Source organism: Solirubrum puertoriconensis (genome assembly GCF_001483135.1).
GTDB classification, from domain to species: Bacteria; Bacteroidota; Bacteroidia; order Cytophagales; family Hymenobacteraceae; genus Solirubrum; species Solirubrum puertoriconensis.
Genome location: NZ_LNAL01000008.1, coordinates 230,255 through 256,905 on the forward strand (window position 1 = coordinate 230,255; position 26,651 = coordinate 256,905).

Annotated in this window: 27 protein-coding genes; 14 read left to right on the top strand and 13 right to left on the bottom strand. The window is 57.0% G+C overall.

Annotation, left to right across the window (positions count from 1 at the left end):
* The first annotated feature begins 183 nt into the window (after positions 1-183).
* Entirely contained in the window at positions 184-1,905 is a 1,722-nt protein-coding gene (gene recJ, locus ASU33_RS15125; RefSeq protein ID WP_059071688.1) for a single-stranded-DNA-specific exonuclease RecJ, read from the top strand.
* Between the two features lie 113 nt (positions 1,906-2,018).
* Positions 2,019-3,881 carry a M61 family metallopeptidase gene (locus tag ASU33_RS15130; RefSeq protein WP_059071689.1) on the top strand — a complete coding sequence of 621 codons (1,863 nt, stop codon included), beginning with the start codon at positions 2,019-2,021 and terminating at the stop codon, positions 3,879-3,881.
* A 75-nt stretch (positions 3,882-3,956) separates the two neighbouring features.
* Here the strand turns inward: ASU33_RS15130 and ASU33_RS15135 are convergent, their stop codons facing one another.
* A complete protein-coding gene (locus ASU33_RS15135) occupies positions 3,957-4,496 on the bottom strand; it encodes a hypothetical protein (RefSeq protein ID WP_149867252.1) in 540 nt (179 codons plus the stop codon).
* A 106-nt stretch (positions 4,497-4,602) separates the two neighbouring features.
* Between ASU33_RS15135 and lptB the strand changes: the two genes are divergently transcribed.
* The 4 genes from lptB (at position 4,603) to ASU33_RS15155 (ending at position 7,848) form a co-directional block, all read left to right on the top strand.
* Positions 4,603-5,334: an LPS export ABC transporter ATP-binding protein gene (lptB, locus tag ASU33_RS15140; RefSeq protein WP_059071691.1), complete on the top strand. Its 732-nt coding sequence runs from the start codon at positions 4,603-4,605 to the stop codon at positions 5,332-5,334.
* 123 nt (positions 5,335-5,457) lie between these two features.
* The gene (locus tag ASU33_RS15145; RefSeq protein ID WP_059071692.1) at positions 5,458-6,969 is read left to right on the top strand and encodes a GH3 auxin-responsive promoter family protein; all 1,512 of its coding nucleotides are present in this window, start codon (positions 5,458-5,460) and stop codon (positions 6,967-6,969) included.
* 39 nt (positions 6,970-7,008) lie between these two features.
* On the top strand, positions 7,009-7,533 hold the full coding sequence (locus ASU33_RS15150; RefSeq protein ID WP_149867253.1) for a toxin-antitoxin system YwqK family antitoxin: 525 nt from the start codon (positions 7,009-7,011) through the stop codon (positions 7,531-7,533).
* A 78-nt stretch (positions 7,534-7,611) separates the two neighbouring features.
* Positions 7,612-7,848: a hypothetical protein gene (locus ASU33_RS15155; protein ID WP_059071694.1), complete on the top strand. Its 237-nt coding sequence runs from the start codon at positions 7,612-7,614 to the stop codon at positions 7,846-7,848.
* Between the two features lie 79 nt (positions 7,849-7,927).
* Here ASU33_RS15155 and ASU33_RS15160 read toward each other — a convergent pair whose 3' ends face one another.
* From ASU33_RS15160 to ASU33_RS15180, 5 genes are all read right to left on the bottom strand, one after another.
* The gene (locus ASU33_RS15160; RefSeq protein ID WP_059071695.1) at positions 7,928-8,707 is read right to left on the bottom strand and encodes a TIGR00266 family protein; all 780 of its coding nucleotides are present in this window, start codon (positions 8,705-8,707) and stop codon (positions 7,928-7,930) included.
* Positions 8,708-8,826: 119 nt separating this feature from the next.
* Positions 8,827-9,210 carry a hypothetical protein gene (locus ASU33_RS21660; RefSeq protein WP_216818571.1) on the bottom strand — a complete coding sequence of 128 codons (384 nt, stop codon included), beginning with the start codon at positions 9,208-9,210 and terminating at the stop codon, positions 8,827-8,829.
* Between the two features lie 232 nt (positions 9,211-9,442).
* Positions 9,443-10,999 (bottom strand): glutamate--tRNA ligase, encoded by a 1,557-nt coding sequence (gene gltX / locus ASU33_RS15170; RefSeq protein ID WP_059071696.1) that lies wholly within the window; start codon positions 10,997-10,999, stop codon positions 9,443-9,445.
* A gap of 146 nt (positions 11,000-11,145) precedes the next feature.
* Positions 11,146-11,331 (bottom strand): hypothetical protein, encoded by a 186-nt coding sequence (locus ASU33_RS15175; protein WP_059071697.1) that lies wholly within the window; start codon positions 11,329-11,331, stop codon positions 11,146-11,148.
* Between the two features lie 55 nt (positions 11,332-11,386).
* Positions 11,387-11,776, bottom strand: a complete 390-nt coding sequence (locus ASU33_RS15180) for a RidA family protein (RefSeq protein ID WP_059071698.1) — start codon at positions 11,774-11,776, stop codon at positions 11,387-11,389.
* Positions 11,777-11,833: 57 nt separating this feature from the next.
* Here ASU33_RS15180 and ASU33_RS15185 point away from each other — a divergent pair, with 57 nt between their 5' ends.
* On the top strand, positions 11,834-12,529 hold the full coding sequence (locus tag ASU33_RS15185; RefSeq protein ID WP_059071699.1) for a 3-hydroxyacyl-CoA dehydrogenase family protein: 696 nt from the start codon (positions 11,834-11,836) through the stop codon (positions 12,527-12,529).
* Here the strand turns inward: ASU33_RS15185 and ASU33_RS15190 are convergent.
* The 4 genes from ASU33_RS15190 to ASU33_RS15205 form a co-directional block, all read right to left on the bottom strand.
* On the bottom strand, positions 12,526-14,019 hold the full coding sequence (locus ASU33_RS15190; RefSeq protein ID WP_059071700.1) for a DUF6056 family protein: 1,494 nt from the start codon (positions 14,017-14,019) through the stop codon (positions 12,526-12,528). The two genes, ASU33_RS15185 and ASU33_RS15190, sit on opposite strands and share 4 nt — an antisense overlap.
* A gap of 101 nt (positions 14,020-14,120) precedes the next feature.
* Entirely contained in the window at positions 14,121-15,956 is a 1,836-nt protein-coding gene (gene glmS / locus ASU33_RS15195; protein ID WP_059071701.1) for a glutamine--fructose-6-phosphate transaminase (isomerizing), read from the bottom strand.
* Between the two features lie 85 nt (positions 15,957-16,041).
* On the bottom strand, positions 16,042-17,514 hold the full coding sequence (locus ASU33_RS15200) for a DUF4270 family protein (RefSeq protein ID WP_160328210.1): 1,473 nt from the start codon (positions 17,512-17,514) through the stop codon (positions 16,042-16,044).
* Between the two features lie 10 nt (positions 17,515-17,524).
* Positions 17,525-18,337 (bottom strand): glycogen/starch synthase, encoded by an 813-nt coding sequence (locus tag ASU33_RS15205; protein WP_059071703.1) that lies wholly within the window; start codon positions 18,335-18,337, stop codon positions 17,525-17,527.
* A 116-nt stretch (positions 18,338-18,453) separates the two neighbouring features.
* On the opposite strand from ASU33_RS15205, the gene panC reads away from it, so the two are divergent.
* The 7 genes from panC (at position 18,454) to ASU33_RS15240 (ending at position 24,603) form a co-directional block, all read left to right on the top strand.
* Entirely contained in the window at positions 18,454-19,308 is an 855-nt protein-coding gene (gene panC / locus ASU33_RS15210; RefSeq protein WP_059071704.1) for a pantoate--beta-alanine ligase, read from the top strand.
* Between the two features lie 70 nt (positions 19,309-19,378).
* A complete protein-coding gene (gene panD, locus ASU33_RS15215) occupies positions 19,379-19,726 on the top strand; it encodes an aspartate 1-decarboxylase (RefSeq protein WP_059071705.1) in 348 nt (115 codons plus the stop codon).
* Positions 19,727-19,815: 89 nt separating this feature from the next.
* Positions 19,816-20,877 carry a lysylphosphatidylglycerol synthase transmembrane domain-containing protein gene (locus ASU33_RS15220; protein ID WP_059071706.1) on the top strand — a complete coding sequence of 354 codons (1,062 nt, stop codon included), beginning with the start codon at positions 19,816-19,818 and terminating at the stop codon, positions 20,875-20,877.
* Complete coding sequence (gene rfaE2 / locus ASU33_RS15225; RefSeq protein ID WP_059071707.1) at positions 20,861-21,355, top strand: D-glycero-beta-D-manno-heptose 1-phosphate adenylyltransferase; 495 nt, start codon at positions 20,861-20,863, stop codon at positions 21,353-21,355. Before ASU33_RS15220 ends, rfaE2 begins: the two co-directional genes overlap by 17 nt.
* Before the next feature lie 78 nt (positions 21,356-21,433).
* Positions 21,434-22,126 carry a zinc metallopeptidase gene (locus ASU33_RS15230; RefSeq protein WP_078063174.1) on the top strand — a complete coding sequence of 231 codons (693 nt, stop codon included), beginning with the start codon at positions 21,434-21,436 and terminating at the stop codon, positions 22,124-22,126.
* Between the two features lie 254 nt (positions 22,127-22,380).
* Positions 22,381-23,520, top strand: coding sequence for an acyl-CoA dehydrogenase (locus tag ASU33_RS15235; RefSeq protein ID WP_059071708.1), 1,140 nt, complete (start codon positions 22,381-22,383; stop codon positions 23,518-23,520).
* A 159-nt stretch (positions 23,521-23,679) separates the two neighbouring features.
* Positions 23,680-24,603, top strand: coding sequence for a helix-turn-helix domain-containing protein (locus tag ASU33_RS15240; RefSeq protein WP_059071709.1), 924 nt, complete (start codon positions 23,680-23,682; stop codon positions 24,601-24,603).
* Positions 24,604-24,680: 77 nt separating this feature from the next.
* On the opposite strand, the gene ASU33_RS15245 is transcribed toward ASU33_RS15240, so the two are convergent.
* The 3 genes from ASU33_RS15245 to ASU33_RS15255 are packed head-to-tail and all read right to left on the bottom strand — an operon-like array spanning position 24,681 to position 26,547.
* On the bottom strand, positions 24,681-25,454 hold the full coding sequence (locus ASU33_RS15245) for a phosphoglycerol geranylgeranyltransferase (RefSeq protein ID WP_059071710.1): 774 nt from the start codon (positions 25,452-25,454) through the stop codon (positions 24,681-24,683).
* The gene (locus tag ASU33_RS15250) at positions 25,432-26,157 is read right to left on the bottom strand and encodes a hypothetical protein (RefSeq protein ID WP_059071711.1); all 726 of its coding nucleotides are present in this window, start codon (positions 26,155-26,157) and stop codon (positions 25,432-25,434) included. The genes ASU33_RS15245 and ASU33_RS15250 overlap by 23 nt, the downstream gene beginning before the upstream one ends.
* 21 nt (positions 26,158-26,178) lie before the next feature.
* Positions 26,179-26,547 carry a phage holin family protein gene (locus tag ASU33_RS15255; RefSeq protein ID WP_059071712.1) on the bottom strand — a complete coding sequence of 123 codons (369 nt, stop codon included), beginning with the start codon at positions 26,545-26,547 and terminating at the stop codon, positions 26,179-26,181.
* Positions 26,548-26,651 lie beyond the last annotated feature (104 nt).

Here is a 26,651-nt window from a genome sequence, read left to right on the forward strand (position 1 = left end):
GTACATCAGCCCATCGGTGAGGATGTACTGCTTGTAGCGTCGGTAAAAATCGCGGAGGCGCTGCATGGCTGAGGAAGAGCAGAATGGAGCATAAAATTACTTCTGCCGAGGTAGCGTTTCACAAAATCGGGGCTGAAAGCATGCCGTTTTCTTCTTACTTTTGAAGGTATTGCCCTCCCCACCATGCTAAAACGTTGGATTCGTAAGCCTGCTCCCGACCGCGAGAAGGTCGAGCACCTGTCGGCAGCCCTGCGCGTAAACGAGTCCATCATTGCCTTGCTGTGCCAGCGAGGCATTTGCACCTTCGAGGAGGCCAAGGCGTATTTCCGCCCGGCCCTGGAGGAACTGCCCGATCCCATGCTCATGCGCGACATGGACTTGGCCGTGCAGCGTTTGGTGGAGGCGCTTTTTCAGGAAGAGAAAGTACTCGTGTACGGCGACTACGACGTGGACGGCACTACCTCCGTGGCGCTGGTGTACTCGTACCTGCGGTCGTTGTTTGGGCCCGCCCGCATCGACTACTACATCCCCGACCGCTACATCGAGGGCTACGGCATTTCGACCATAGGCATTGACTGGGCTGCTGCCAACGGCTTTAAGCTGATTGTGGCGCTCGACTGCGGCGTGAAAGCCGTGGATAAGATCAGCTACGCCCGCGACAAAGGCGTCGATTTTATCGTGTGCGACCACCACTTGCCCGGCGACGAACTGCCGCCCGCCGTGGCCGTGCTCGACCCCAAGCGCCCCGATTGTCCTTATCCCTACAAAGATCTGTCGGGTTGCGGGGTGGGCTTCAAGCTGATGCAGGCACTGTGCCGCAACCAAGGCTTCGACGAAGCACCTTTGCACGAGCTGATGGATTTGCTGGCGGTGAGCATCGCGGCCGACATTGTGCCGATTACCGGCGAAAACCGCATGCTGATGTACCACGGCCTGAAGCGCCTGAACGATCCCAGCATTGAAACGCGGCCGGGCCTGTACGCGCTACGCCAATTGGCGGGCCTGCGCGAGGGGCCGCTCACGGTAAGCAGCCTGGTGTTTGGCTTTGCGCCGCGCATCAACGCCGCCGGGCGCCTAGGTGATGCCAAGCGCTCCGTGGCCATGCTGCTCTCCGAAACGGCCGAGCAGGCTTTGGCAACGGCTAGTGTAGTCGACCAAACCAATACCGAGCGCCGCGGCTTCGATACGCGCATCACCGAAGAAGCCCTGCAGATGATTGAAACCGATCTGGAGCTGCGCAACGCCCGCTCTACGGTGTTGTTCAAGCAGGACTGGCACAAGGGCGTAATCGGCATTGTGGCCTCGCGCTGCCTCGATAAGTATTACCGCCCCACGGTTATTCTTACCGAATCGAACGGCAAAGCCACGGGCTCGGCGCGGTCGGTAGCGGGTTTTGATGTGCACCAAGCCATTCTGGAGTGCTCCGATTTGCTCGAGCAGTTTGGCGGGCACATGTACGCAGCCGGCCTTACGCTCCCCCTCGAAAACGTGGCCGAGTTTCGCCGCCGTTTCGAGGCCGTGGTTGCCTCGCGCATCAAGGAAGAGCAGCTGATTCCGCCCGTTGAGATTGACTTGCCGCTGCGCCTGCGCGAAGTGACCTGGAATTTCTACAACCTGCTGCGCCAAATGGAGCCCTTCGGCCCCGGCAACCCCAGCCCGGTGTTCGAAGCCCAACAGGTGTACGCCGTACCCGGCACCGTGAAAGTGGTAGGCACCTCGCACCTCAAGCTTACGCTGATGCAGGAAGACTCAAACCAGATCGACGCCATTGGCTTCGGTTTATCGGATCATTACGGGCGCATCGCCAAAGGCCAGCCGTTCAATATCTGCTACACCGTGGATGTTAACGAATGGCGCGGGCAAAAATCGCTGCAGCTGCGCCTCAAAGACATAGGCTGGGAATAAAGCACCTAGGGCGGCCGCGCCGCCGCTTCGCCGCATTTTGCTAACCATTACCTTAGTAGCCCAGGTTCTCAGCCGAACCTGGGCTATTCGCTTTTCTATCCTTTCCTAGGTTGATGAAATCAATCCTGCTTAGCGCCGGCCTCGGCAGCTTGTTGGCTTTTGGCGCCTACGCGCAAACTCCTGCCATCGGCACCTACCGCATTACCGTCGACACGCAGCCCGCTGCCAGCTCCGATCAGTTGCGCGTCATCATCCAGACGCCGCCCGTGCGCGAAGAGCGCGTGACGTACGTGATGCCGAGCGTGGTGCCCGGCTCGTACTCTAAAAAGGATTACGGCCGCTTTGTGCAAAGTTTGAAAGCATTCGACGAGCGGGGCAAGGCGCTGAAAGTGACGCGCGAGGGCCAGAACCTGTTTACCATCGACAAAGCCACCAAGCTCGCCCGCATCGAGTACCTAGTGGATGATACCTGGGATGCCAAGCAGGACGACAGCTACATCTTTCAGCCGGGCGGTACCAACTTCGATGCCCGCTCGCCGTTCCGCAACTTCGTGCTGAACCACTACGGGCTGTACGGCTACCTCGAGGGCTACAAAATGGTACCTTACGAAGTAACCGTGAAGCACGCGCCCGAGCTCTACGCCAGCACCGCGCTGCCGGTGCAGCGCTCGGCCACGCAGGATGTATTTCGGGCCGATAGCTACGTAACCCTGGCCGATGGCCCCATCCTGTACAGCAAGCCCGATACCACCAGCTTTGTAGCCGGTGGAGCGCGCATTGGTGTGTCGGTAGTATCGGAGCTGGGCAAGGTAAAAGCAGCGCAAATCAGCCAAACCATCCGGCCCATGGCGGAAGCCCTAGGTCAGTTTTTCGGGAAGATGCCGGTGCCCAACTATCAGTTCCTGATGTACTTTCCCGATTACCAAACCTCGCAGGTAATCAACCGCAGCACGGGCGGCTTTGGGGCTATGGAGCACTCGTACTCGTCGTTGTACTTTTTGCCCGAGCGCAACACCGAAGCCGAGCTGACGGAAATGGTGCGCGAGGTGGCCTCGCACGAGTTTTTGCACATGCTGGCCCCGCTGAACATCCACTCCCGCGAAATCGGCGAGTTCGATTTCCGCAACCCCAAGATGTCGCAGCACCTGTGGCTGTACGAGGGCGTAACCGAGTACTTCGCCCACTTGGTGCAGGTGCGGGCCGGGCTTACCACCGAGGAGCAGTTCCGGAACACCATGCAGGAGAAAATCCGCGACGCGGAAAAGTACCCCGCGGGCGTGTCGTTCACGGAAATGAGCCGCCGCATTCTGGAGTCGCCCTACGACAAGATGTACGAGAACGTGTACAAGAAGGGCGCGCTCATCGGATTGCTGCTCGATATCCGCATTCAGGAGCTTACCAAAGGTCAGAAAACCCTGCGCGACGTGCTGCTGACCCTGCGCGACAAGTACGGCCCCACGCGCTCCTTCGAGGATGCGCAGCTGATACCCGAAGTAGTAGCCCTCACGCACCCCGAGGTGCAGCAGTTCTTCGACCGCTACGTGGTGGGTACCGAAGCCCTGCCGCTAACTGAGTACCTCGACAAGATTGGCTGGCGCTACGCCGACAAAGCCCCGGCTCGCATCAAAGCATTCGGGCAGCTAGGGTTCCGCTACGACGAAGCCAAAAAGGAGTTTGCCGCCGCCGACGTAACGGCCGAAACCAATGCTTTTGGCCTGCAGAACGGCGACGTGATTGTGGCAGTAAATGGCAAGCCCGTAACGCTCGATACGGCCGAGCAACTGCTGCGCCCCTTGGTAGAGCCCACCACCGATACGCCCGTGCGCCTCACGCTGCGCCGCGGCGCAGCCACCAAGGAGGCCCAAGCCGCCCCGCGCGAGTTTGATGTAGAAATCCGGAACCACCTGGCTCCCAACCCTACGCCCACGCCGGCACAGCTGGCCCTGCGTCGGCAGTTGCTCAACAGCAAAAGCTAGCAGGCACCTAGGGCGTACCTACGCACGACGGGGCCGGCAAAAGTACTTGCCGGCCCCGTCGTGCGTAGCAGCTGGTTAGTTGTTGGCAGCATTGGGTACGATGAAAGTCTCGGTGCCCCAGCGCACATAGCCACTGCCCGAAAGCCAACCTTGCTTGGCAACCGTGGGCAACGATACGTAGGGCGTCCACTTGTAGCGCGTTACGCGCACGTAGGTAAGCTGGCCATTGTGCCGGGTTTCTTCCAGAATGGGGTGTTTGCCTTGGTAGCCGTAAAACCGATCCAGCGTGGTGCCGTTGCGCCGAATACGGCGTACGTGCTTCCAGAGCAACGTCTGTTTGGCCGTGCGCCCATCGGCTGAGGTGGTTGCGGTGGTCACCAAGCGTTCTGGCTGAGCGTAGCCCCGCGCTACTACGCGGTGCTTGCCAGCAGCTGGCGCTTTGGTTTTGAAGCCAACGGTGCGGCTTTGCAACTCTTGGCGCAGCGTATTGGCCGCGTGCACTACCGAGTCGCGCGCGGCGGTGGCTTTCCCTAGGTCTGTAACCACCTGGGCAGTGGCCCAACCGGGCAATAGGCTAATAGCGGCAACAACACTAGCACGAGTAATCGTAAGCATGCAAATTGATTGTTAGGTGGACTAAAACCGGCTCAAAAACGTTGCCAAGCTCGGCAATAGACTTTGCGGTAGCATTGTGCGCCGCCCTCTTACCTTTGCTGACAGCATGATTCTGCGCGCCGAACACCTCGTCAAGAAATACAAGCAACGCACCGTTGTAAGTGATATGTCCCTGCACGTGGAGCAGGGCGAAATCGTGGGCCTGCTAGGGCCCAACGGTGCTGGCAAAACCACTTCGTTTTACATGACGGTGGGCATGGTCAAGCCTAACTCGGGCCGCATCTTCCTCGACGACGAAGACATCACCGGCCTGCCCATTTACCAGCGCGCCCGCCGCGGCATCGGCTACCTGGCCCAGGAGGCCTCCGTGTTCCGCGACCTCACGGTGGAGGAAAACATCCTATCGGTGCTGGAGATGACCAAGCTCAGCAAACAGCAGCAGCACGATAAGGTGGAGGAGCTGCTCAACGAGTTCAGCCTCACGCACGTGCGCAAAAACCTGGGGCGCGTGCTATCAGGTGGCGAGCGGCGCCGGACTGAAATTGCCCGTGCCCTGGCCGTCGACCCCAAGTTTGTGCTGCTTGATGAACCCTTTGCCGGCGTCGACCCCATTGCCGTGGAGGAAATCCAAGGCATTGTGGCCAAGCTGAAGCACAAAAACATCGGCATTCTCATCACAGACCACAACGTGAACGAGACGCTGAGCATCGTGGACCGGGCGTACTTGCTCTTCGAAGGCAAACTGCTGAAGGCTGGCACCGCCGAAGAGCTAGCTGCCGACGAAATGGTGCGCCGCGTGTACCTAGGGCGCCATTTCGAGCTGAAGCGCAAAATCTAATCCGCTGATTACTTGGCTGTGCTGTTGCCCGCGCTCCATTTGCCGCGCTATTTAGCCAGCTACTATGAAGCTCTTGGGCCGAAATCAGCGTAATCAGCCACATCAGACGTAAACCGGCAGTTCATGATCGATACCCTGCTCACCTGGATGGTAAAGCCGCGCATGGTGCGCCTCGAGCGCATGCGTTCGGAGCCGCACGCCACTCAGCGCGAGGTGCTGCAGGATTTGCTTCAGACCGCCCGCCACACCGATTGGGGCCGCATGTACGGCTACGCCGATGGGCTGAATGCCCGCGAGTTTGCCCAGCGGGTGCCCGTGAGCAGCTACGAGCAGCTGTACCCCTGGATTGAGCGCGTGCTGCACGGCGAAGACGACGTGCTGTGGCCGGGCCGCGTGCAGTGGTTTGCCAAAAGCAGCGGGACCACCAACGCCCGCAGCAAGTACATACCTGTTACGCCGCAGTCGCTCGAGGACTGCCACTACCGCGCCGGCCGCGACATGGTGGCCGTAGCCCAAACCTTATACCCAGAGGCGGGCATCCTGCGTGGCAAAACGCTTTCCCTAGGTGGTACGCACGTGCCCAACCCTTTCCGGCCCGACGACCCCGCTTCGCGCGTGGGCGACGTGTCGGCGCTCATCATGCAAAACCTGCCGGCCTGGGCCGAATCGCGCCGTACGCCGCCGCTTGAGTTGGCCTTGCTCGATGAGTGGGAAGAAAAGCTGGAGCGCATGGCGCAGCACGTGCTGCACGAAAATGTATCGTGCTTGGCCGGCGTGCCCACCTGGATGATTATGCTGCTGCGCCGCGTATCGGAGCTGGCTGGCGGCAAGCCCATTCCGGAAGTGTGGCCCAACCTGCGCCTGTTTATGCACGGCGCCGTGGCGTTTGGGCCGTACCGCGAACTGTTCCGGCAGCTGATACCGGAGGAGCAGATGCGGTATCTGGAGATATACAACGCCTCCGAAGGCTACTTGGCGTTCCAGGATCAGCCCAATTCGCAGGACTTATTGCTGCTGCTCGACCACGGCATTTACTACGAGTTTATTCCGCTTGAAGAAGTAGGTAAGGAGCACCCGCGCACGCTTACGCTCGAGGAAGTTGAGGTTGGGCCCAGCTATGCCCTCGTCATCAGCACCAATGCCGGGCTGTGGCGCTACCAAATCGGCGACACGGTACGTTTTACCTCGGTTGCGCCGTACCGCATCCGTATTTCGGGCCGAACAAAGCACTTCTTGAATGCTTTCGGCGAAGAAGTAGTGGTGGAAAACGCCGATGCCGCCATTGCCGCTGCCGCCACCGCCACTGGTGCGTTGGTGAAGGAGTACACGGCCGCGCCCATTTACTTCAGCACCGGCGAAGGCTCGCGCGGCGGGCACCAGTGGCTCGTTGAGTTTACGCAGCCACCTACCAGCGAGGCGCAGTTTAGCCAGGTGCTCGACGAAACCCTGCGCCAGCTCAATTCCGATTACGATGCTAAGCGCCACCGCGATATTGCTTTGCAACCGCCCATGCTTACTGTAGCCGCGGCCGGTACGTTTGAGCAATGGCTAGCACGCAGGGGCAAACTAGGTGGGCAACACAAAGTGCCGCGCCTAAGCAACAACCGCGAGTTGCTGGAAGAGCTTTTGCCTTAGTACCACTAGGCAGCTGTTGCGGCCGCTATATTGGCTTGGATGAGAAAAACGCACGGGCTGGCATATACCACCATGCGAAGCGGCGTGGTAGTGCTTGTGGCCCTAATGCCTGCTTGCAAGGTGCAGCATGGGCCTATTGGGTTTTGGTCGCGCAACCGGCTCGATGCACAGGAAGAGCGGCACGGCCCATGGCGTTTTTACTTCGATAGCAACGAAACACAGCTAGTCTCGCGCGGCCACTACTACCACGGTCGGCCCCGAGGCCATTGGCGCTACTACACATTCGAGGGCAAGCTCGATCACGACGACCGGTACCGGCACGGCGGGCTGATGCTGGTGCGCCATTTTCATGCAAACGGGCAAATAGCTCGCCGTGGCCAAGCGCGGCTAAGCAGTGATACCGTGCAGGTACAATACTACTGGTTTGGCATATGGCAGCTTTATGATGACAAAGGCCGCGCAACAGGATGGGAATTGTACGATAAAGGCTACCGCACGGCACACGGCTTAGGCGTAAGCAAGCCGGATAGAGCTGCCAAGAGCAACCAGGCTCCCAAAGAATAATCCTATCTACTTTGCTTGATTATGATTATGTCAGCTATATATTTATCCTATTCGTTCCAACTCCAAAATCCACCTGCATTGCACACTTTTACCTCCACAGAAGTCGCTTCGCAGCCGTATGTATCGCGCAAGAAGCGTTATCGCCGCCGTACCGTTACCGAGGTCAAAAGCGTCCTGAGTACGCGCACCACCTTGGGTTTACTAGGTTTGCTGGTGCTGGCACTGCTCATTAGTTTGGGTGTAATTGCTGCCTCATTGGTGAGCGACAATTCGGCCATTGGCTGCACAAGCATCAGCACCAGCGCCGTAGCTTAGTTTTTATTCCTCTCCACAAACACACCGGCGGCGCCACCCGAGTGGCGCCGCCGGTGTGTTTGTGGATGCACAGAGGAGCTTATTCGTCAAACATCCGACCCAAGCCGCCGAGCACCGTACCGCTTTCTTTTTGGGCGTTGGCGCCGTTGGGCATCAATGCCTGAATAAGCTTCTTCACGGGCATGCTTTGTAGCCACACGCGGCCGGTGCCGCGCAACGTAGCCAACAGCAGGCCTTCGCCACCGAAAATCATCGATTTCAGATTGCCGGCGCGGGTAATGTTGAACTCGATGCCGGGCTCGAACGCCACTACGCAGCCGGTATCCACGCGCAGCATCTCGCCGTTTAGGCGGCGCTCAATCACGGTGCCGCCAGCATGAATGAAGGCTTTGCCGTCGCCAGTGAGCTTTTGCAGGATGAAGCCTTCGCCGCCAAACAAGCCCGAGCCGATGCGCTGGTTGAAGTGAATGCCGATTTTGGTACCCCGCGCCGCGGCTAAAAAGCCGTCCTTCTGCACGATCAGGCCGTTGGGCAGGGTGCTAAGGTCGAGCGGCATGATGGTGCCGGGGTAAGGGGCCGAAAAGCCTACCTTGGCTTTGCCGTAGCTGCCGGCGTGGGTAAAGTGCGTCATGAACAGCGACTCGCCGGTAATCATGCGGGTGCCGGCCGAGAGCAGCTTGCCAAAAAAGCCTTGGTCGGGCTCCGAGCCGTCGCCCATGCGCGTATCCCAGGCAATGGGCTCGTCCATGTACACCATGGTGCCGGCTTCGGCTATTACCGATTCGCCGGGGTCTAACTCTATTTCTACCACTTGAATATCGTGGCCAAGAATGCGGTAATCAACGTCGTGTGAACGCATGGCAAAGCACTGGTTAGTGACGCGGCAAGTATAGCGAAGTCAATATAAAAAGCCGCGCCCGCGCAGCTAGCAAAAGCCTAGGAGCGCGGGCGCGGCAGTTCGCATGGTAAGTGAAGATGTTACTCTTCAGGGTCGGCAGCGGTGCCGGAGGGCAACGCAGGGTCGTCTTCGGTTTTCTTGCTGCGCTTGGCTTCGCGCGAGGTACGCCGCATAAAATCTTCTTCCGACTCTTCGGGCTCTACCGCTTCCTCTTCGAGTGGCAAATCATCTTCGTCTTCTGCTTCGGCATCGGCCATGGCTTTTTCGCCAAACTGGCCTTCGCGGTTCACGAGCTTCTTGTCGCGCACGTGGCGGTTCAGAAATTCATTGATCTGTTCGATGCTATACGTCGAGGTGATTTCGCCCAGCGGGTTCACCTTTATTTCGAAGCCTTCCAGCTCTTTGTGCACCCGCGGCTTTTTGGCGGGGTCCTGCTGCTTCTTCTTAACGGGTTTCTTAGCCATGATGCGGTGCGCCTAGGGTTGGTGTATGCCGCGCCCCGCTGCACTAGTGGTGCAAAAGGGGCAGCCGCGTAGCTTCTCAACTACGTAGTGGCCTTGTTATCGGATGCATTATGCTGTTGCTTACCGAGCGTTGCGCCCGAGCCAAGCCTAGATTTTTAGGCGCAAACAAAAAGCCCATCGGCAGCAAATTGCCGATGGGCTTTCGAAAGATAAGCCAGACTAAAGGGGCCTGTTAGCTTGCCTGTGGTGTAAGGGCCGCTACTGCGGCCTGAATGCGCTCGGCGGTTTCTTCGGCACCTAGGATGCTCATGATAGCCATCAGATCGGGGCCAGCGGCGGCGCCCGTCACGGCTACGCGCAGTGCTTGCAGCACTTGCCCAATCTTGATGCCTTGGCGCTCCAGTACCTGCGTCAGCAGGGCTTTGATGCCCTCGGGCGTGGTGTCGGCTGCCGCGGGCAGCTCTTGGGCAAACTCACCTAGGGCGGCGGCTACCTGGGCATTCCACTTTTTGCTGATTACCTGCTCGTCGTAGCCGGTAGGGCGCTCGAAGAACAAGCGGGCTTCGCGGGCCAGATCGGCTGAGAAGGTGGCACGCTCCTTTACCAGTCCGGCAATTTGCGCGGCTTTGTCGGCGGGCAAATCGGCCGTAATGCCCTGCTCGTGCAGCGAGGTAACCAGGTACTGGGCCAACTCGCTGTCGGGCTTGGCGCGCAGGTACTGCTCGTTGTACCAGCGAACTTTGTTTTGGTCGAAGCGGGCCGGCGACTTGCTTACGCGCTCAATCGAGAAAGCCTCAATCAGCTCCGGCATCGAGAAAATTTCCTGCGTGGTACCGGGGTTCCAGCCCAAGAAAGCCAGAAAATTGATGAACGCCTCGGGCAGGTAGCCGCTCTCGCGGTAACCGCTGCTCACGGTTGGCTCGCCGGTTTCGGCGTCTTTGCCGTGCCACTCCAGCGGGAACACCGGAAAACCCAGCCGGTCGCCGTCGCGCTTGCTCAGCTTGCCGGTGCCGTCGGGCTTCAGCAGCAGGGGCAAGTGGGCAAACTGCGGCATGGTGCTTTCCCAGCCTAGGTAACGGTACAGCAACACGTGCAAGGGAGCCGAGGGCAGCCACTCTTCGCCGCGAATCACGTGCGTGATTTCCATCAGGTGGTCATCCACGATGTTGGCCAGGTGGTACGTCGGCATGCCATCCGACTTCATCAGCACCTTGTCGTCAATCGACGACGAGTGCACCACTACCCAACCGCGGATCAGGTCGTTGAAGCGCACCTCTTCCTTGCGCGGCACCTTCAGGCGGATTACGTAGGGCGCGCCGCTCTCGAGCAACTGCTTTACCTCCTCCTCGGGCAGCGTGAGGGAGTTGCGCATTTGCGTGCGCGTGATGCTGTTGTACTGCGGGCTGGTAACCTTGGCCGCTGTGAGGCGGGCGCGCATGGCGTCGAGCTCCTCGGGCGTATCGAAGGCGTAGTACGCGTGGCCGGCCTCGATGAGCTGCATGGCGTACTGCATGTACATGGGCTTCCGCTCGCTTTGGCGGTACGGTGCGTGCGGGCCGCCTTGCTCGGGGCCTTCGTCAATCTCGATGCCGCACCAGCGCAGCGAATCCATGATGTACTGCTCGGCGCCGGGTACAAAACGGTTTTGGTCGGTGTCTTCGATGCGCAGCAGCATCTTACCGCCCAGCTTGCGGGCCAGCAGGTAGTTATATAGCGCAGTGCGCACGCCGCCAATGTGCAGCGGTCCGGTCGGGCTGGGCGCAAAACGCACCCGAACTTCTCTTTCCATACGAAACGACAATATCGGGCCCCAACCAACTGCAGGGGCCTAAGAGCCGCGCAAAGGTACGGAAAGGTGAAATGGGGTGGCGGTGAAATAGTGAGTTTTGACGTTGAAACATCACTCCCATTTCACCGCCCCCCTCAATGCTCGTGTTAATCGCGGTTGCGGAACGCAAGCCAGAGCACCAGCCCGAGCAGCGTTACGCCACCCCGGATAGCCCAGGCCGTGGTTTCGCCCCACTGCTCAATCCAGCTCAGAAACATGAATTTCATGCCCAAAAAGGGCAACACCAACGACACCAACCCCACCAGAAATAAGCCAAGGCCTAGCTCTTTCATAACGGCTTTGTTTAAAGTACCCGTTGGCAACGCTGCGCGGCCGAGCTTAGTACACCTAGGCCTTTACGGCAATGCACGAAATTTCCACCAGCACATCTTTGGGCAGGCGGGCTACCTCCACGGTTTCGCGGGCGGGGTAGGGGCCAGCGCCAAAGTACGAGCCGTAGATTTCGTTGATGGTGCCGAAGTGCCCTAGGTCTTTCACGAAGATGCTGCACTTCACCACATCCTGCAGTGAATAGCCACCGGCGGCCAGCACGGCCTGCACGTTGCGCATTACCTGGTGGGTTTGAGCTTGTACGTCGCCTTCGCCAATAAGCTGTCCGCCGGTAGCATCCAGCGCGATTTGCCCCGATACGTAGATGGTGTTGCCAGCCTGCACGGCTTGGCTGTAGGGCCCGATTGGAGCCGGCGCCTCGGGCGAGTTGATGATGGTATTTGCCATGAGAAAGGTAAGAGTGAGCCGAAGCCCTATTTTCGTGGCCTGAACTTAGCCAAAACGATGCACCTGCTCATCCTCGACGGTCACCACCTTGCAACCGAACTCCGCGAAAAGTTCGGCCCCGGGCACCAGTACACCTTTGTGCCCGAAGCCGGCGGGCGCTTGGTCGACGAGCTTGAGTCGGCCATGCCGCAGCTCGACGAAGCACTACCCACCGCTGATGTAGTGTTTGACTTCGGCAATTACGGCCCTCTCTACGAAGAGAAAGAAGGCATTGTCGCGTTTGTGGAGGCCGCTACCGAGTCGCTCGTTTCGCGTTTTGGCGCGGCTAAGCCTTCTTACCCGGTATTTGGCTTTTGCGGCTTGCCCACGCTGCTCAACCGCAGCTTGCTGGAAGTGAGCCTGTACGACCCGGCCAACGCCGAGCAGCTGGCCGCCACTTGCGCCGCCCTGGATACCGACTACCGGGTGGTAGAAGACCGTGTAGGTATGGTAACGCCGCGCGTTGTTTGCATGCTCATCAACGAGGCCTGCTACACCCTGCAGGAAGGCACCGCCAGCATCCGCGACATTGACCTAGGCATGAAGCTCGGCACGAATTACCCCAAAGGCCCATTCGAGTGGGCCAATGCTATTGGGGTTGAGCGCGTATACGAAGTACTGAATACCCTTTGGGAAGACACCCGCGACGAACGCTACAAGATCTGCCCATTACTCAAGCGCATGGTGCAGCGCGAAGAAAGCTTTGCGCTTTAAGGCTGGGTAGTGGCTGGTGCTTCGGCTGACACTCGGATGCTGTTTTTGCCGAAGAAATCGGCATAGGCTTGGTTGGCCCAGTCGTTGGTGTCGGTTTCCAGGTCCGAAAATAGAATGGTTGTAGGTGGGGCTTGCAGGCGCTCAACTACCACATCGGCCGGAGTTTGGCCGCGAAGGTAGGCGTAGCGAGCCGTGAGTTGAGCATCGTAACGCGCTGCTGCGCCGCCCAGCCAATCCTGGTAAGCTTTTACAATGTTGTTGGCATTATCGCGCGGCTCGCGGCCCCGCATCCGGCGCGTGTGCCCCAACGCGAATACCCCAACCACCCAAACTACCAGCAGCCAGTACGCTGTCCTAGGTAGCGGCATTGCCTGCACATCATACCTGCGCCAGACATAACACGCCCAAGCGTGCGCATGCACAAACCACCACACCAAAAAGAACAAGTACAGGACGTTGCGCGAACGAGCCGGCATGGAGGTGCTGGTTGTCCAGAAGGCTACAAACAGCAGAAAGAACAGTATCGCCGGCATTAGCAGCAGCATGAACTCTGGCCGTTGAGCCAAGCGGTTAAGCGGCAGCCCGGGTACTCGGCTCAGGCGGAAGCTCACTGGCAACAGCAGTACCGTGATGGCCAGAAGCACACCGTTGCCAACCCAACCAATCAGCGTTCGGTAGGTAGCTAAGGCTGCTTTGTCAGCTGCTTGTAGCATAGTAAACTGCCGGGCAGACTGCGCTAGCCGCACATAATTGCCTGGTGCCAAAAAGGCCACAGCGCAGGCCACTACCAGCAACGTGCTAAGCGCTACATACACCCAGGCAATTCGTCGTTGCCGAAGGCTTTGCAGGAGCGTAATGCCAGCGGTGCCAAATAGCATGGGCAAAGCGTTGGTCTCGTTGCCTCCTACCACCACAACGGCCAGTACAGCTGTTACGATGAACCACTTCCGGCGCCCTGAAGTTGTTTTGGCAGCACCAAGGCACAGCAAGGCCGCTAACCAACCTAGGGTTAGGTAAGCGGGCAGGATGTAATTGTAGTTGCTAGTAATCCAGTAAAATGCTTCGGCTGGGCTGGGCATCTGAAACAGGAACAGCAAGGCCAGCACCCCACTGGCCAGCCATACCGTGCCTTTGCTGAATTGTGCGCCCAGCAATGTCTTCAGCAGCACGTAGCACGCCACGGGCAAGCCAAGCACGTGCAGCAGACACACTGCCCCATAGCCTTCCGTAATGTTCCCGTATGCCACTGGGCTCAGCAAGCCCCACAGGGCCGCCGATGTGTAGCGGCCGGTCCATTGCATGTACATGTAGCTTATGTACCCCCAGTGCCCGTGCTCCTGTACCTGATTGGCCGTCAGAAAGTCGTCGGCCGATGGGTGAGCATACCAGCACAGCGCAGCAAAAGGCAGTATCCCTAGTACTATGGCTAAGCCTACCACAACGCGACCTAGGGTTGCATAAGCTTTGGTGATGGGCTGACTTTGGCTCACTTCGTAAACAGTAGGCTATCAACAACAGGATCGAAATCCAGCTTGAAAGTGCACAAAAAAAGCGCTCCGGTTAGGAGCGCTTTTTTCGTTTAGATCGGTGCCTATTCCACCGTTACCGACTTAGCCAAGTTACGCGGCTGGTCGACGTTGCAACCACGCAGAACGGCAATGTGGTAGGAAAGTAGCTGCAGTGGAATAACCGATACCAGCGGCATCAACTCATCCGAGGTATGCGGTACTTCAACCACAAACTCAGCCATCGGCGGAATTACAGTGTCGCCTTCGCTTACAATAGCGATGATGCGACCTTTTCGGGCTTTTACCTCCTGAATGTTCGACACGATCTTCTCGTACGAACTGTCGCGGGTAGCAATCACCACTACCGGCATGTTCTCATCGATCAGGGCGATAGGGCCGTGCTTCATTTCGGCCGCAGGATAACCTTCGGCGTGGATGTAGCTAATTTCTTTCAGCTTCAGGGCGCCTTCCAGAGCTACCGGGAAGTTGTAGCCGCGGCCTAGGTACAGGAAGTTCGCAGCGTCTTTGAAAATTTCGGAAATCTGACGAATCTCGGTATCGAGCTCCAGCGCCTTTTCCACTTTTTGCGGAATGGTGTGCAGCTCCATCATCAGCTCGCGCAGGCGCTGATCCGATAGCGTACCCCGGCGGTGGCCAACAATCATGGCCAGCAGCGTCAGAACAGTTACCTGGGCAGTGAAGGCCTTTGTGGAGGCCACCCCGATTTCCGGACCAGCGTGGGTGTAAGCACCAGCGTCGGTAGCACGGGCAATGCTCGAGCCTACCACGTTGCAAATACCGAAGATGGTAGCGCCTTTGCTCTTCGCAAGTTCAATGGCTGCCAACGTATCGGCCGTTTCGCCCGATTGCGAAATGGCAATTACGATGTCGCGCTCCGACAGCACCGGGTTGCGGTAGCGGAATTCCGAAGCGTATTCCACCTCAACCGGAATGCGGGCTAGGTCCTCAATGAGGTATTCAGCCACCAAGCCAGCGTGCCACGAAGTACCGCAAGCCACAATAATGATGCGGTGGGCATTGATGAACTTCTGCTCGAAAGCGCGCACACCGCCCATGTTCAGGTGACCTGCTTCCAGCTCCAAGCGGCCGCGCATCGAATCCATGATCGACTTCGGCTGCTCGTAGATTTCTTTCAGCATAAAGTGCTCGTAGCCACCCTTCTCAATGCTGTCGAGTTCTAGCTCCAGCTTCTGGATGTAAGGCGTCTGGGGTACGTCTTCTTTGCTGCGAATGTCGAGCTTACCGTCGCGGATAACCGCAATTTCGTAATCGTTCACATACACAACCTCGTTGGTGTACTCAATGATGGGAGTAGCATCCGAGGCCAAGAAGAACTCGTTTTCGCCCACGCCGATTACCATTGGCGAGCCTTTACGAGCTGCAATCAGTTGGTTTGGCTCGTCTTTGCTAAGCACCACAATCGCATACGCACCTACTACTTCGTGCAATGCCAAGCGCACAGCCTCTTCCAACGAGCACTTGTTCTGCTTCTGGATTTCTTCAATCAAGTTCACGAATACTTCGGTATCCGTGTCAGAGTGAAACTCATGACCCTGCTGAATCAAGTGGGTTTTCAGCGCGGCGTAGTTTTCAATGATGCCATTGTGAATGATGGCAATCCGCTCCGAAGTAGAGTAGTGCGGGTGGGCGTTAACGTCGTTGGGCTCACCGTGGGTAGCCCAGCGCGTATGGCCCATGCCTACATGGGCATGCACATTTTTGTCGGCGATGAAGGCCTCTAGATCGGCAACTTTGCCTTTCTTTTTGAAGACATTCAGCTCGCCGTTGAGCAAGGCAACACCTGCTGAGTCGTAACCGCGATACTCAAGGCGGCGCAGACCTTTAATAATGATTGGGCAGGCTTCACGATGCCCGATGTAAGCTACAATTCCGCACATAGTGTGTCAGAAGAAAGGTAATAGTCAGATGAAAAAGTCGTCGGCACCTAGCAAAGCTCGTGCCGGCTATCCACAATGTTGAGTGCTATTGAGCTCCAGGTTTGGAGTAGTACACACGTAAGCGCACGTTGCTTGCATCAATAGCAGCACGGTCGAGCGAAAGCGGTAGGCTGGTCTCGCCCGAGCGTAGCTCACGCCGCAAAGTTGGCGACACAATGAAAGCCGCAGGATACGGAGCAGTCAGTTGGTTGGTTACGTACGTTTGAACGTAGGTAGTAAGTAGCGCAGTATAGGTGCTGTTAGTACCTGTGGTTGAGCTTTGGCGAATCAGTTGGGCTTCGAGGCGCTGGCCTTGAGAGTTAACGTTTTCACCCAGCACGAACCGTAACGACTCGGTTAAGTTGCTAGTCGCTTTCAATACTTGGTTGCGGGTATTGGCCTCGTAGATGTACAATGTTGTTGGTGCCGGATACACAATATTCGAACCCGACTTCGACGGCACGATCAGCTCAGCGCGATTGATGATGATGTTTTCGCGTTGTTGCAACGTGCGCAGCTGCTCCAGACCCGGAATAGCCAGTTTGGTTGCTAACCCCGTACCGTCTTGCGCATAGGTGGTATTGTCCGAACTGCTGGCCGGTACTTCGGCAGCCGTATTGCCGCTAAGTGTGCCAAACGGCGCCCCTGCGCTGCTCAGGTTGTACTGAATGTTGGTGAAAAACCGAGGATCTGCAACAGAACCGGTGGTGTTTGCATAATTAAAGCGATACACCTTCTGCTCTGTAGCAGGTGTGCCCGACGCAGTATTTACACGGTAATACACCAAGATTTGTGAACCAACCGACCGATCGAATCCGATTACGGTACCATTAGTGCCCGCTCCGGGAACGATGGCCAGCCCACGCCAAACTTTCTGCAGATCTTGCTGCGAAAGCGTTTCCGTGGTGGTGGCCTTCATTAGGTTGAACAGGGTGGTAGCAAAGGGCGTTGGCTGCGAACCCGAGATTAAAATACGCAAGGGCAATTGCAGACTATCGGCTGTATTGGCTTTGTTGCGAATAATCCGGTTCAGTGGCACCAAGGCGTTTTCTACGATTGGCTGATCTAGAGGCAGATTGTTCGTAGAGTTGTAGCTAGTACGCTCATCTAGCGGTTTTTGCAGGTCGTACAAGCTCAAGCGCACCGGTTGGGTAGCGCTGCCATACACCCGGTCAAAGCCAGCTAGCAAAACGATCGAGTCGAGTTGCGGATTTTGCCCACTGAATTTTGAAGGCAATGGGTAAGCCGTTGCGTCGATGGATGGCTGTACTTCGGAAAACGCACGCGCCTCAAGCGTCCCTCTCGTGTTGGCATCCGTTAAGCGGCCTACCAGGAAGCGGGTGCGCCGCAAGGTGGGCACAGAGTCCTGCCGAATAGTAGATACCGTTACCGGAAAATCCTCGTACTTGCTGTCGATAGAGGCAGATCCCGGTAAGTCGAGACCAAGCTCATTGGGGTCTTCGCACGAGCCGAGCGAAAACAAAGCGGACGCCAACAGCAAGGCCGTCGGCGTCCGCATGTTCAATAGCCTAGTTGGCCAATTCATTATACAGGGCGTAGTATGAGCTAAGCAGGTTCTCGTCGTCGGCTACTTGGCCGAGGCGGTGACGTTGGGCATACTCTTGGAAGAGAGCATTCAGGTTTTCGCTGAAGTCTTCGTCGGAACGCACCACTGAGTCGGCGTATTCCATACCAATCTTTACAAAACCGGTAAAGTCAGCCGATTGCAGAGCGGCCAGCATCGAGTCGTCGATGTCGAGCATCTTTGCCTTTTCGATGATGTCGCCTTCGAATTTGTAATCAAACTCGTTGTTGTAGACCGTAAAGATCGACTTGGCATCTTTGAAGATGGGATCTTTCTTGTAAGTCGTCTTCAGGTACAGCGGCATCAAACCGGTCATCCAATCGTTGCAGTGCACGATATCGGGAGCCCAGCCAAGTTTCTTGACGGTTTCCAGCACCCCTTTGCAGAAGAATATAGCGCGCTCGTCGTTGTCGGCGTGGAACTGGTCGTTCTTATCGCGCAACACCGACTTGCGATGGAAGTAATCTTCGTTATCGATGAAGTATACTTGCAGTTTCGCGTTCGGGATGGAAGCCACTTTAATAATCAGCGGTTTCTCATCTTCGCCCACGGCAATGTTGATGCCGGAGAGGCGTACCACCTCGTGAAGACGATTTTTACGTTCGTTGATGATGCCGAAGCGGGGTACGAAAATGCGGATTTCCATCCCCATCTCTTGCATACCCTGCGGCAGGCGCCGCAGGAACTCCGCTACCCGGGTCGTTTGCAAAAACGGATTGATTTCCGTGGCAGCATAGAGAATTCTCAGCTTCGACATACGGGGTTAATGGAGAAGTTAGGAAAAGGAAACACCATTGGGACGCACAAAATTAAACAATTTTGCCCGATAAATCCACTATGCCAACCCCGGGCTTCCGGGGCCGTCTGCCTGACATGGAGATACTTGAAACCGCCGCGGCGTTGCAAGCCCTTACCGAAAAATGGCGCCGAGAGGGCCGCAGCATCGGCTTTGTGCCCACCATGGGGGCATTACACGAGGGCCATTTGCAGCTAGTGCGCGCCGCCGCAGTCGAAAATGACGAGGTAGTGGTTAGCATATTTGTGAACCCCACACAGTTCAACAACAGCGAAGACTTCAAATTATATCCCCGGGTACCCGATTCGGACGCAGAAATGCTGCACGGAACGGGTTGCACGGCTTTATTTAGCCCGTCTGTTGAGGAAATTTACCCGCGGCCCACGGTGCTTCAATTCGACTTTGGGCTTCTCGAGCGGGTGATGGAAGGGGCACACAGGCCCGGCCATTTCAATGGGGTGGCCACCGTGGTGAGCAAGCTATTTCACCTAGGGCGTCCGCACCGTGCGTATTTCGGGCAGAAGGATTGGCAACAAGTGGCCGTTGTTCGCCAACTGGTGCAGGATTTGAGTTTTGACCTGCAATTAATCAGCTGCCCAACGGTGCGCGAAGCCGACGGCTTGGCTATGTCGTCGCGCAACAGACGGCTTTCCGCGCAAGCTCGTGCGGTTGCGCCTCGCCTCTACGAAGCGTTGCAACTCGCCGTAGAATGCCTTCAGCAAACCAAACAGCCAGCCGAAGCTCAGCAAGCGGCTCTTGAGCTACTAGGTGCCCATTCTGAAATCGAGGTAGAATACTTGGAGGTAGCCGATGCCCGTTCGTTGCAGCCTTTGCCGGCGAATGCAGCAGTAGGGCAGGAAGCGGTAATTTGCGTAGCGGCATGGCTTGGCGGCGTGCGCCTGATTGACAACGTAGTACTCTCGCTAACCTAGGATTACCGTCAGCATCGGAGCGGGTCTTATTTGCGTATCTTTGCCGCCCTATTACCCGCACCGCGTACCCATGCACATTGAGGTTTTAAAATCTAAGATTCACCGCGCCAAAGTCACGCAGGCCGAGCTACACTATGTAGGCAGCATCACCATTGATGAAGACCTGCTGGATGCGGCCAATATGATCGAAAACGAGAAGGTGACGGTGGTGAACGTCAACAACGGCGAGCGGTTCGAGACTTATACCATCAAGGGCGAGCGAGGTTCGGGCATGGTGTGCCTAAACGGGCCGGCGGCTCGGCGCGTAGCCGTTGGCGACATCGTGATTATCTTCTCCTACTGCCTGATTGATTTTGCTGTAGCGCGCGAACACAAGCCCACTTTGGTGTTCCCCGATCAGCACAATCGGCTCGTCTAACCATATTGCTGAGCGTTCGAAGCCAGTAGCTCTGCTGCTGGCTTTGTTTTTAGTGCTTCGTCCTGGTAAATCTTACCCTAGCAGAACACGTGAAGCGGGTACTTGATATTCTGAAATACGCTTTGCTGCTGGCCTTCTCGGCAGCGCTCATGGTTTACGCCGTTCGGGGCCAAGATTTGAGCCGTATCGGCCGCTATATGCTCGAGGCTGACTACACTTGGCTGGGCATAACGATGCTTTTGTCGGCGCTGGGCTACCTAAGCCGAAGCTACCGGTGGAAAATGCAGCTGGATGCGGCTAATTACCGGGCTTCGTTTTGGCAAGTATACCACGCCATGATGGTGGGCTACTTGGCCAATATGGTATTGCCCCGTATGGGCGAGGTTATCCGCTGCTCGGTGCTGCGCCGCACGAGCGGTGTGCCCGTGCATGTAGCGGTGGGCACGGTAATTACGGAGCGCGTTATCGATGTGGTAGTGCTGTTTGGATTGCTGGGGGCCACGTTGTTGCTCGACTTTCACAAGTTCTGGGCTTTCGTGGTGGATAAGCTCCTAGGTGGGCAAGCCCAGTACGATGCCATGGCCCGCAACCGCACGCCCTTGTTATGGGCAGCCGTTATTGCTGGGGTGTTGATGCTGATTGCTGCTTACGCGCTGTGGCGTAACCTCGAACGCCTTAGCGAAAACCGCTTTTTTAATCGGATCATCAAGTTTGTACGCGGGCTGCTAGAGGGGGTGTTCAGCATCCGAAAGCTCGAGAACAAAGGCATGTTTCTGCTGCATACCTTTTTCACTTGGCTGGTGTACTTCCTGATGGATTACCTGGCCTTCTTCGCGTTTCCCGAAACCTACAACCTAGGCGTGCGGGCCGGCTTGGCGGTGCTTACGTTTGGTGCCTTCGGCATGGCCGCGCCAGTGTCGGGCGGCATCGGCACCTTCCACTTGCTGGTGCAAAGCATCCTTATTGTATTCGGGGTTTCGCCGGAGGCAGGCATCGCCTACGCCTTGGTGGTGCACGGAGCCCAAACTTTGCTGGTGGTGCTGATGGGCGGCATCAGCTTTGTGGCTAGCATGATGCAAGCCGGCCGTAAAGCCCGTGTAGGTGCGGTCGAGCCTGCCGAACTGTCTGTAATTCATGCCGACGAAAGATAAAATCCTGACCCGCGAGCAGCTGCCTGCTGTTCTGGATGCTTGGCGCCAACAAGGCAAGCGCATCGTTTTCACCAACGGATGCTTCGATTTGCTGCACCTAGGGCACGTCGACTACCTTGAGCAAGCCCGGGCTTTGGGCGACGTGATGGTTGTGGGCCTCAATACCGATGCTTCGGTAAGCTGCCTCAAACCTGGCCGGCCGCTGCAAGACGAAATGTCACGCGCGCGCGTGCTGGCCTCTCTTTTGTTTGTGGATGCCGTGGTGCTATTCGGCGAACCTACCCCGCTGGAGCTTATTCACCTCGTGCGGCCCGATGTGCTCGTGAAGGGCGACGACTACGCCATCAGCGGAATCGTAGGCCACGAGTTTGTGTTAAGTAACGGGGGGCAGGTGCTAACCGTACCTCTAGTGCCTGGCTACAGCACAACCCGCATAGTGGAGCGCATGCGCCAGGCCGAGGGGAGTATGGATATTTAGCAGGCTCGGAGCCAGTTGGGCTGCGAGTTGCTGGGCACCAAGCTCCCAATATTCACACGCCTTACTTACTCCAGACCTATGAGTCCTAACGCTTTTTATATGCTGATGATCCTGCTCATGGTTGTGAGCATGGGTATTCAGTGGCGCCTCCGCAGCAAGTTCACCAAGTACTCGCATATCGGGCTGCAATCGGGGTTGTCGGGCAAGCAGATAGCCGAGCTGATGCTGGCCGACAACAACATTCACGACGTGCGCGTGATTTCGACCTCGGGCCGCCTCACCGACCACTACAACCCGGCCGACAAAACCGTGAACCTTAGCGAAGAGGTGTACGACGGTCGCTCGGCCGCTGCCGCCGCCGTAGCTGCCCACGAGTGCGGCCACGCTGTGCAGCACGCCACGGCCTACAACATGCTGCAGTTCCGCTCGGCTATGGTGCCGGCGCTCAGCGCCGTGTCGCGCTTCATGCCTTTCATTCTGATTGCGGGCATCTTCATGGTGCAAACCACACTGATTCCGCTGGGCATTGGTATTACTCTGTTTGCGCTTACCACGCTGTTCAGCTTCATCACGCTGCCCGTTGAGTTTGATGCTTCGCGCCGGGCGCTGGCCTGGATTGACAAGCGTGGTATTGTTACCACGCAAGAACACGCCTTAGCCAAGGATGCACTGTGGTGGGCCGCCATGACGTACGTGGTAGCGGCTATTAGCTCGCTGGCAACGCTACTTTACTACGTAAGCATCTTCATGGGCAGCAGCCGTCGCAACTAATGCTATTGCAGGCTCTCAAACCCGATACAAGCGCCCGCAACTGCGGGCGCTTTGTTTTTGTGGTTAGGTGCAGGACGAGTTGAGGAGAAGCTAAACCTAACAACTGTTAGGCGTGTTATGCATGCAGCCTATAACTTAGCGTGCGCATTGGTGCGTTTAATGCTGCTTATAGGTTGATAACCACTGACCAGCTTGTAATTTCGCGGCGCCTTATCGTTTACCGATAGGTGCCAAGCCTCTTTACCCATTCCCACATGAACTTTCAGCTCACCGAAGAACAACTCGCCGTGCAAGCCGCGGCTCGCGAATTTGCCCAAAATGAACTGTGGGCCGGCGTGATCGAGCGCGACGAACACCAGAAATTCCCTGCCGAGCAAGTCAAGAAGATGGGCGAGCTGGGCTTCTTGGGTATGATGGTGAGCCCCGAGTACGGCGGCGGCGGCATGGATACCGTGTCGTACGTACTAGCCATGGAAGAAATTTCCAAGGTTGATGCTTCGTGTTCGGTTATCATGTCGGTAAACAACTCGTTGGTGTGCTGGGGCCTCGAGAAGTACGGCACCGAAGAGCAAAAGCAGAAGTACCTGACCAAGCTGGCCACCGGCGAAATCATCGGCGCCTTCTGCCTTTCGGAGCCCGAAGCCGGTTCCGATGCTACCATGCAGCGCACCACCGCCGTTGACATGGGCGACCATTACTTGCTGAACGGCACCAAGAACTGGATTACCAACGGCTCGTCGGCTTCGGTATACCTCGTAATTGCCCAAACCAACCCCGAATTGCGGCACCGCGGCATCAACGCCCTGATTGTGGAGCGCGATACGCCGGGCTTTGTAGTGGGTCCGAAAGAAAATAAGCTGGGCATCCGCGGTTCTGATACGCACTCGCTCATGTTCACCGACGTGAAGGTGCCCAAGGAAAACCGCATCGGCGAAGACGGCTTCGGCTTCAAGTTCGCAATGCAGGTGCTGGCCGGCGGCCGCATCGGCATTGCTGCGCAAGCCCTAGGTATTGCTTCGGGTTCGTACGAGTTGGCCCTGAAGTACTCGAAGGAGCGCAAAGCGTTTGGTGTGCCGATTTCGCAGCACCAAGCCATTCAGTTTAAGTTGGCCGATATGGCTACCAACATCGACGCCGCCCGTTTGCTGTGCTTGCAGGCTGCGCACGACAAGGATGCCCACCTCGACTACGCCAAGTCGGGCGCTATGGCCAAGCTCTTCGCTTCGAAGGTTGCCATGGAAACTTCGGTGGAGGCCGTACAGGTGCACGGCGGCTACGGATTCGTGAAAGAATTCCACGTTGAACGCCTGATGCGCGACGCTAAAATCACCCAGATTTACGAGGGAACTTCTGAGATTCAGAAAATTGTAATCTCGCGGGAAATCCTGAAGTAAATTCGGAATTGCCTTAAAGTCAGAATCCTTGCACAAAACCCAGCCAAATTTCTGGCTGGGTTTTCGTTTTTGTGAATTTTTATATCTTATTTTGCATTGTCTAAACAGCGGCGATGCCGTAGTCCGCTGGTAGTCAGCCAACCACTCCTGCGCCCGAATATGGAAGATTATAATAAAGTCATAGAATCGCTCGGTGTGCGCTACATCAAGGCCAAGAACTTGGTGCTGCAGCAGCCCTTCACCGTGCGTAATTACTACGATGTAGGTAACAACCTCATCCTGCTGCACAAGGGCCGCGTCTCGTTTGGCGATGAAGATATCGTGGTGGAGGAAGGCGACATGCTGTTTATTCCGGGCGGTCGGGCTACCCGGGTGAGCTACGGCGAGGCAGGTGGCAAAACCATCACCAACGACGACCTGATCAGCAACAAGGACAAATTCTTCCATTCCAACGTCGACCTCGATCTTATCTCGGACGCGGAGGAAAGCCACTCGTTCGTTTCGTTCGAGGCGAAGGTGTTTGATTCGGTAAACTTCTTCGCGTCGCTCGACGTGCCGGCGTTCCTGATCAGCGGCAACTCCAAGCTTGCCAACCTAGTGATTAAGGTGGTAGAGGAAAGCCTGCAAGAGCTGCCGGGCCGCGAGCGTCTGATTTCGATCTACACGGAAAACATCGTTGTTGAAATCATTCGCTATATCCTGAAGAATAAGATGTTTGTGGAGCAATTGGCCACGAACAGCACGTACTTTAAGGATCCGCGCCTGATCGACCTGTTCAACTACATCAAGGAGAACCTAGGCGGCGACTTGTCGAACAAGGTGCTATCGGGTGTGGCCAACGTGTCGGAAGATTATGTAGGGCAGTACTTCAAGATGCTGACGGGCATTAACCCGCAGGACTACATCGAATACCAGCGTATGGAGCGCGCCGTGTTTCTGCTGCGTACCACCAAAAAGAGCATCCGTGACATCGGCAAAGAGGTTGGTTACAAAGACACCGCTTATTTCTGCCGCCGCTTCAAGATGATGTTCGGCATTCCGGCTGGTAAGATGCGCCGTCGTGAGTCGGCCATGAATATCTAACCCAGGGCTGTGTTTGAAACAGCGGAGCCTGCTGCACGATGGTGCAGCAGGCTCCGCTGTTTTAGAGAGAAGTACAGCTAGTTCAGTGTGGCGTTGAGTACTTCGTTGAAAGTGTGCACCACACGCGATACTTCGCCCAGGAATTCGGGTTCCTTCTCGATCTGGTTGCCAATTACAATGACATCGGCACCTGACGTTAGCGCAGCGTGGGCCTTTTCGGCCGTGTTGATGCCGCCGCCCACGATAATTGGCAACTCCACGGCTTGGCGTACAGCCCGGATCATGGCCGGCGACACAGGGTGCATGGCTCCACTGCCGCCATCGAGGTACATCAGACCTAGGCCCAATTGCTCGCCTGCCATGGCTGTACAAGCTGCAATGGTGGGCTTATCGTGGGGCAGGGGCGTGGTACCGCTCATGTAGCTGGCCGTAGTTTGACGGCCTGAGTCGACGAGCATGTAACCCGTGGGCAGGATTTCGAGCTGACTGGCCCGCAGCAAGGGCGCGGCTACCACATGCTGGCCAATCAGAAAATCGGGGTTGCGGCCCGAAATCAGCGATAGCAGCAAAATGGCATCGGCCTGCGCATCGATGTGTAGGCTGTTGCTAGGAAACAATACCACCGGCACTTGCGAGTGGGTTTTTAGCAAGCGAATAAGGGCAGTCTGGTGCTGCGAAGTCACCAGACTGCCCCCTACGAAGAAGTAATCAACGGAATGTGTGTTGCTTAGCGCCAGAATGCGCCGCGTGCCGGCCTCGTCGAGGTCGTCGGGGTCGAGCAGCACGGCCAGGGATTTCTGGCCGCGGGAGCAGCGGTGGCGCAGGGCATCATGCAGTGGGCTCAGGCGCATGCGCGTCGTCGTGGTGGATGACAAAGTCGATGTCCTTGGTTTCGGGCTCAGTGGCCGAAGCTGCAAGGTCCGAATTTTTGTTCATTTCCATCCACTCGTTCACCTTGCGGGTGAGCATCGCAATGAGTACGCCCGAAACCTGGCCGATAAGCATTTTGCCGGTATCCGAGGCCGCCAACGCTCGCAACGTATCCCAAACCATAGAGCCTTGCTCGGGCTCGGGCTGTGGGCGGTAACCGCCCCGGTACTGCGACTGATAACCCGAAGCTACAGCCGGTACCGATGCTGAGTAAGGCTCAGTGGTATCGAACGCCGGAAACGGGTCGGCATCGGAAGCAGCCGTGGCGTGGTACACCGGCGGCGCCAATTGGGCGCGGGGGCTAATGCCCGAGCCAAAATGGTAATCGTCGGAGTGGGCTACTAGCTGAGCCTTGCGGCGGCTGCTTTTGCCTTTTTTGGTTTTTAGCTTTTTGCGCCGGCGACGATTTTCGGTTTCCTCATCGTCGTCGCGACCACCCAGTACTTTGCTCACGAGCCAAACGCCGCCCAGCAGGGCAGCGCCAATGGCAACGTACTTGCCTACTTGGGTAGTGCGCTCCTTGATATGGTCTACATCGCCGAGCAGAGCACGTTCGTACTCCAGCTTCTGGCGTTCCAGAAATTCACGTTCGTCGTCGAACAGCGGGTTGTGCAATTCGCTCATCGCGCTAAAACGGTTGGTGGTTTATTGGCGCTTGTCCGATTTATAAATGGTGTTGCTCAGCATTTTATCGGCCAGGCCTTGGTACAGTTTCTTGCCTACGCCCACCAAGAAGATGATGAGCAGCAGCAAATAAAAACCGGCCACGATGCCGAAGCCCCAAAATGGGCTGTCGAGAGCATCGTTGAGCGCCAGGCCCGCGAAGATGCTCAAGAATACCAAAAAGAGCAGTCCGAGCAATCCTAAGGTTACGCCTTGGGCCGTACCGACAAATGCCGTCTTGACTTTTTCTTGCACCTCCAAGCGCACCAAATCTATGCGCGTGTCGATGTAGCCCATTAGGTTACCCATCAGCGAATCGTTGCGGGGCGTTTTGTCGTCGTCGGTAGCCATGCAGCGGCGAGGTTTGTTTAGGTGAGTGGTTTGGATCGAGAAGAAGCGGAAAGTAGATAGCCCGGCCGAACTCCAACCCCTAGGTCATCGTTCTGCAGGTCGAG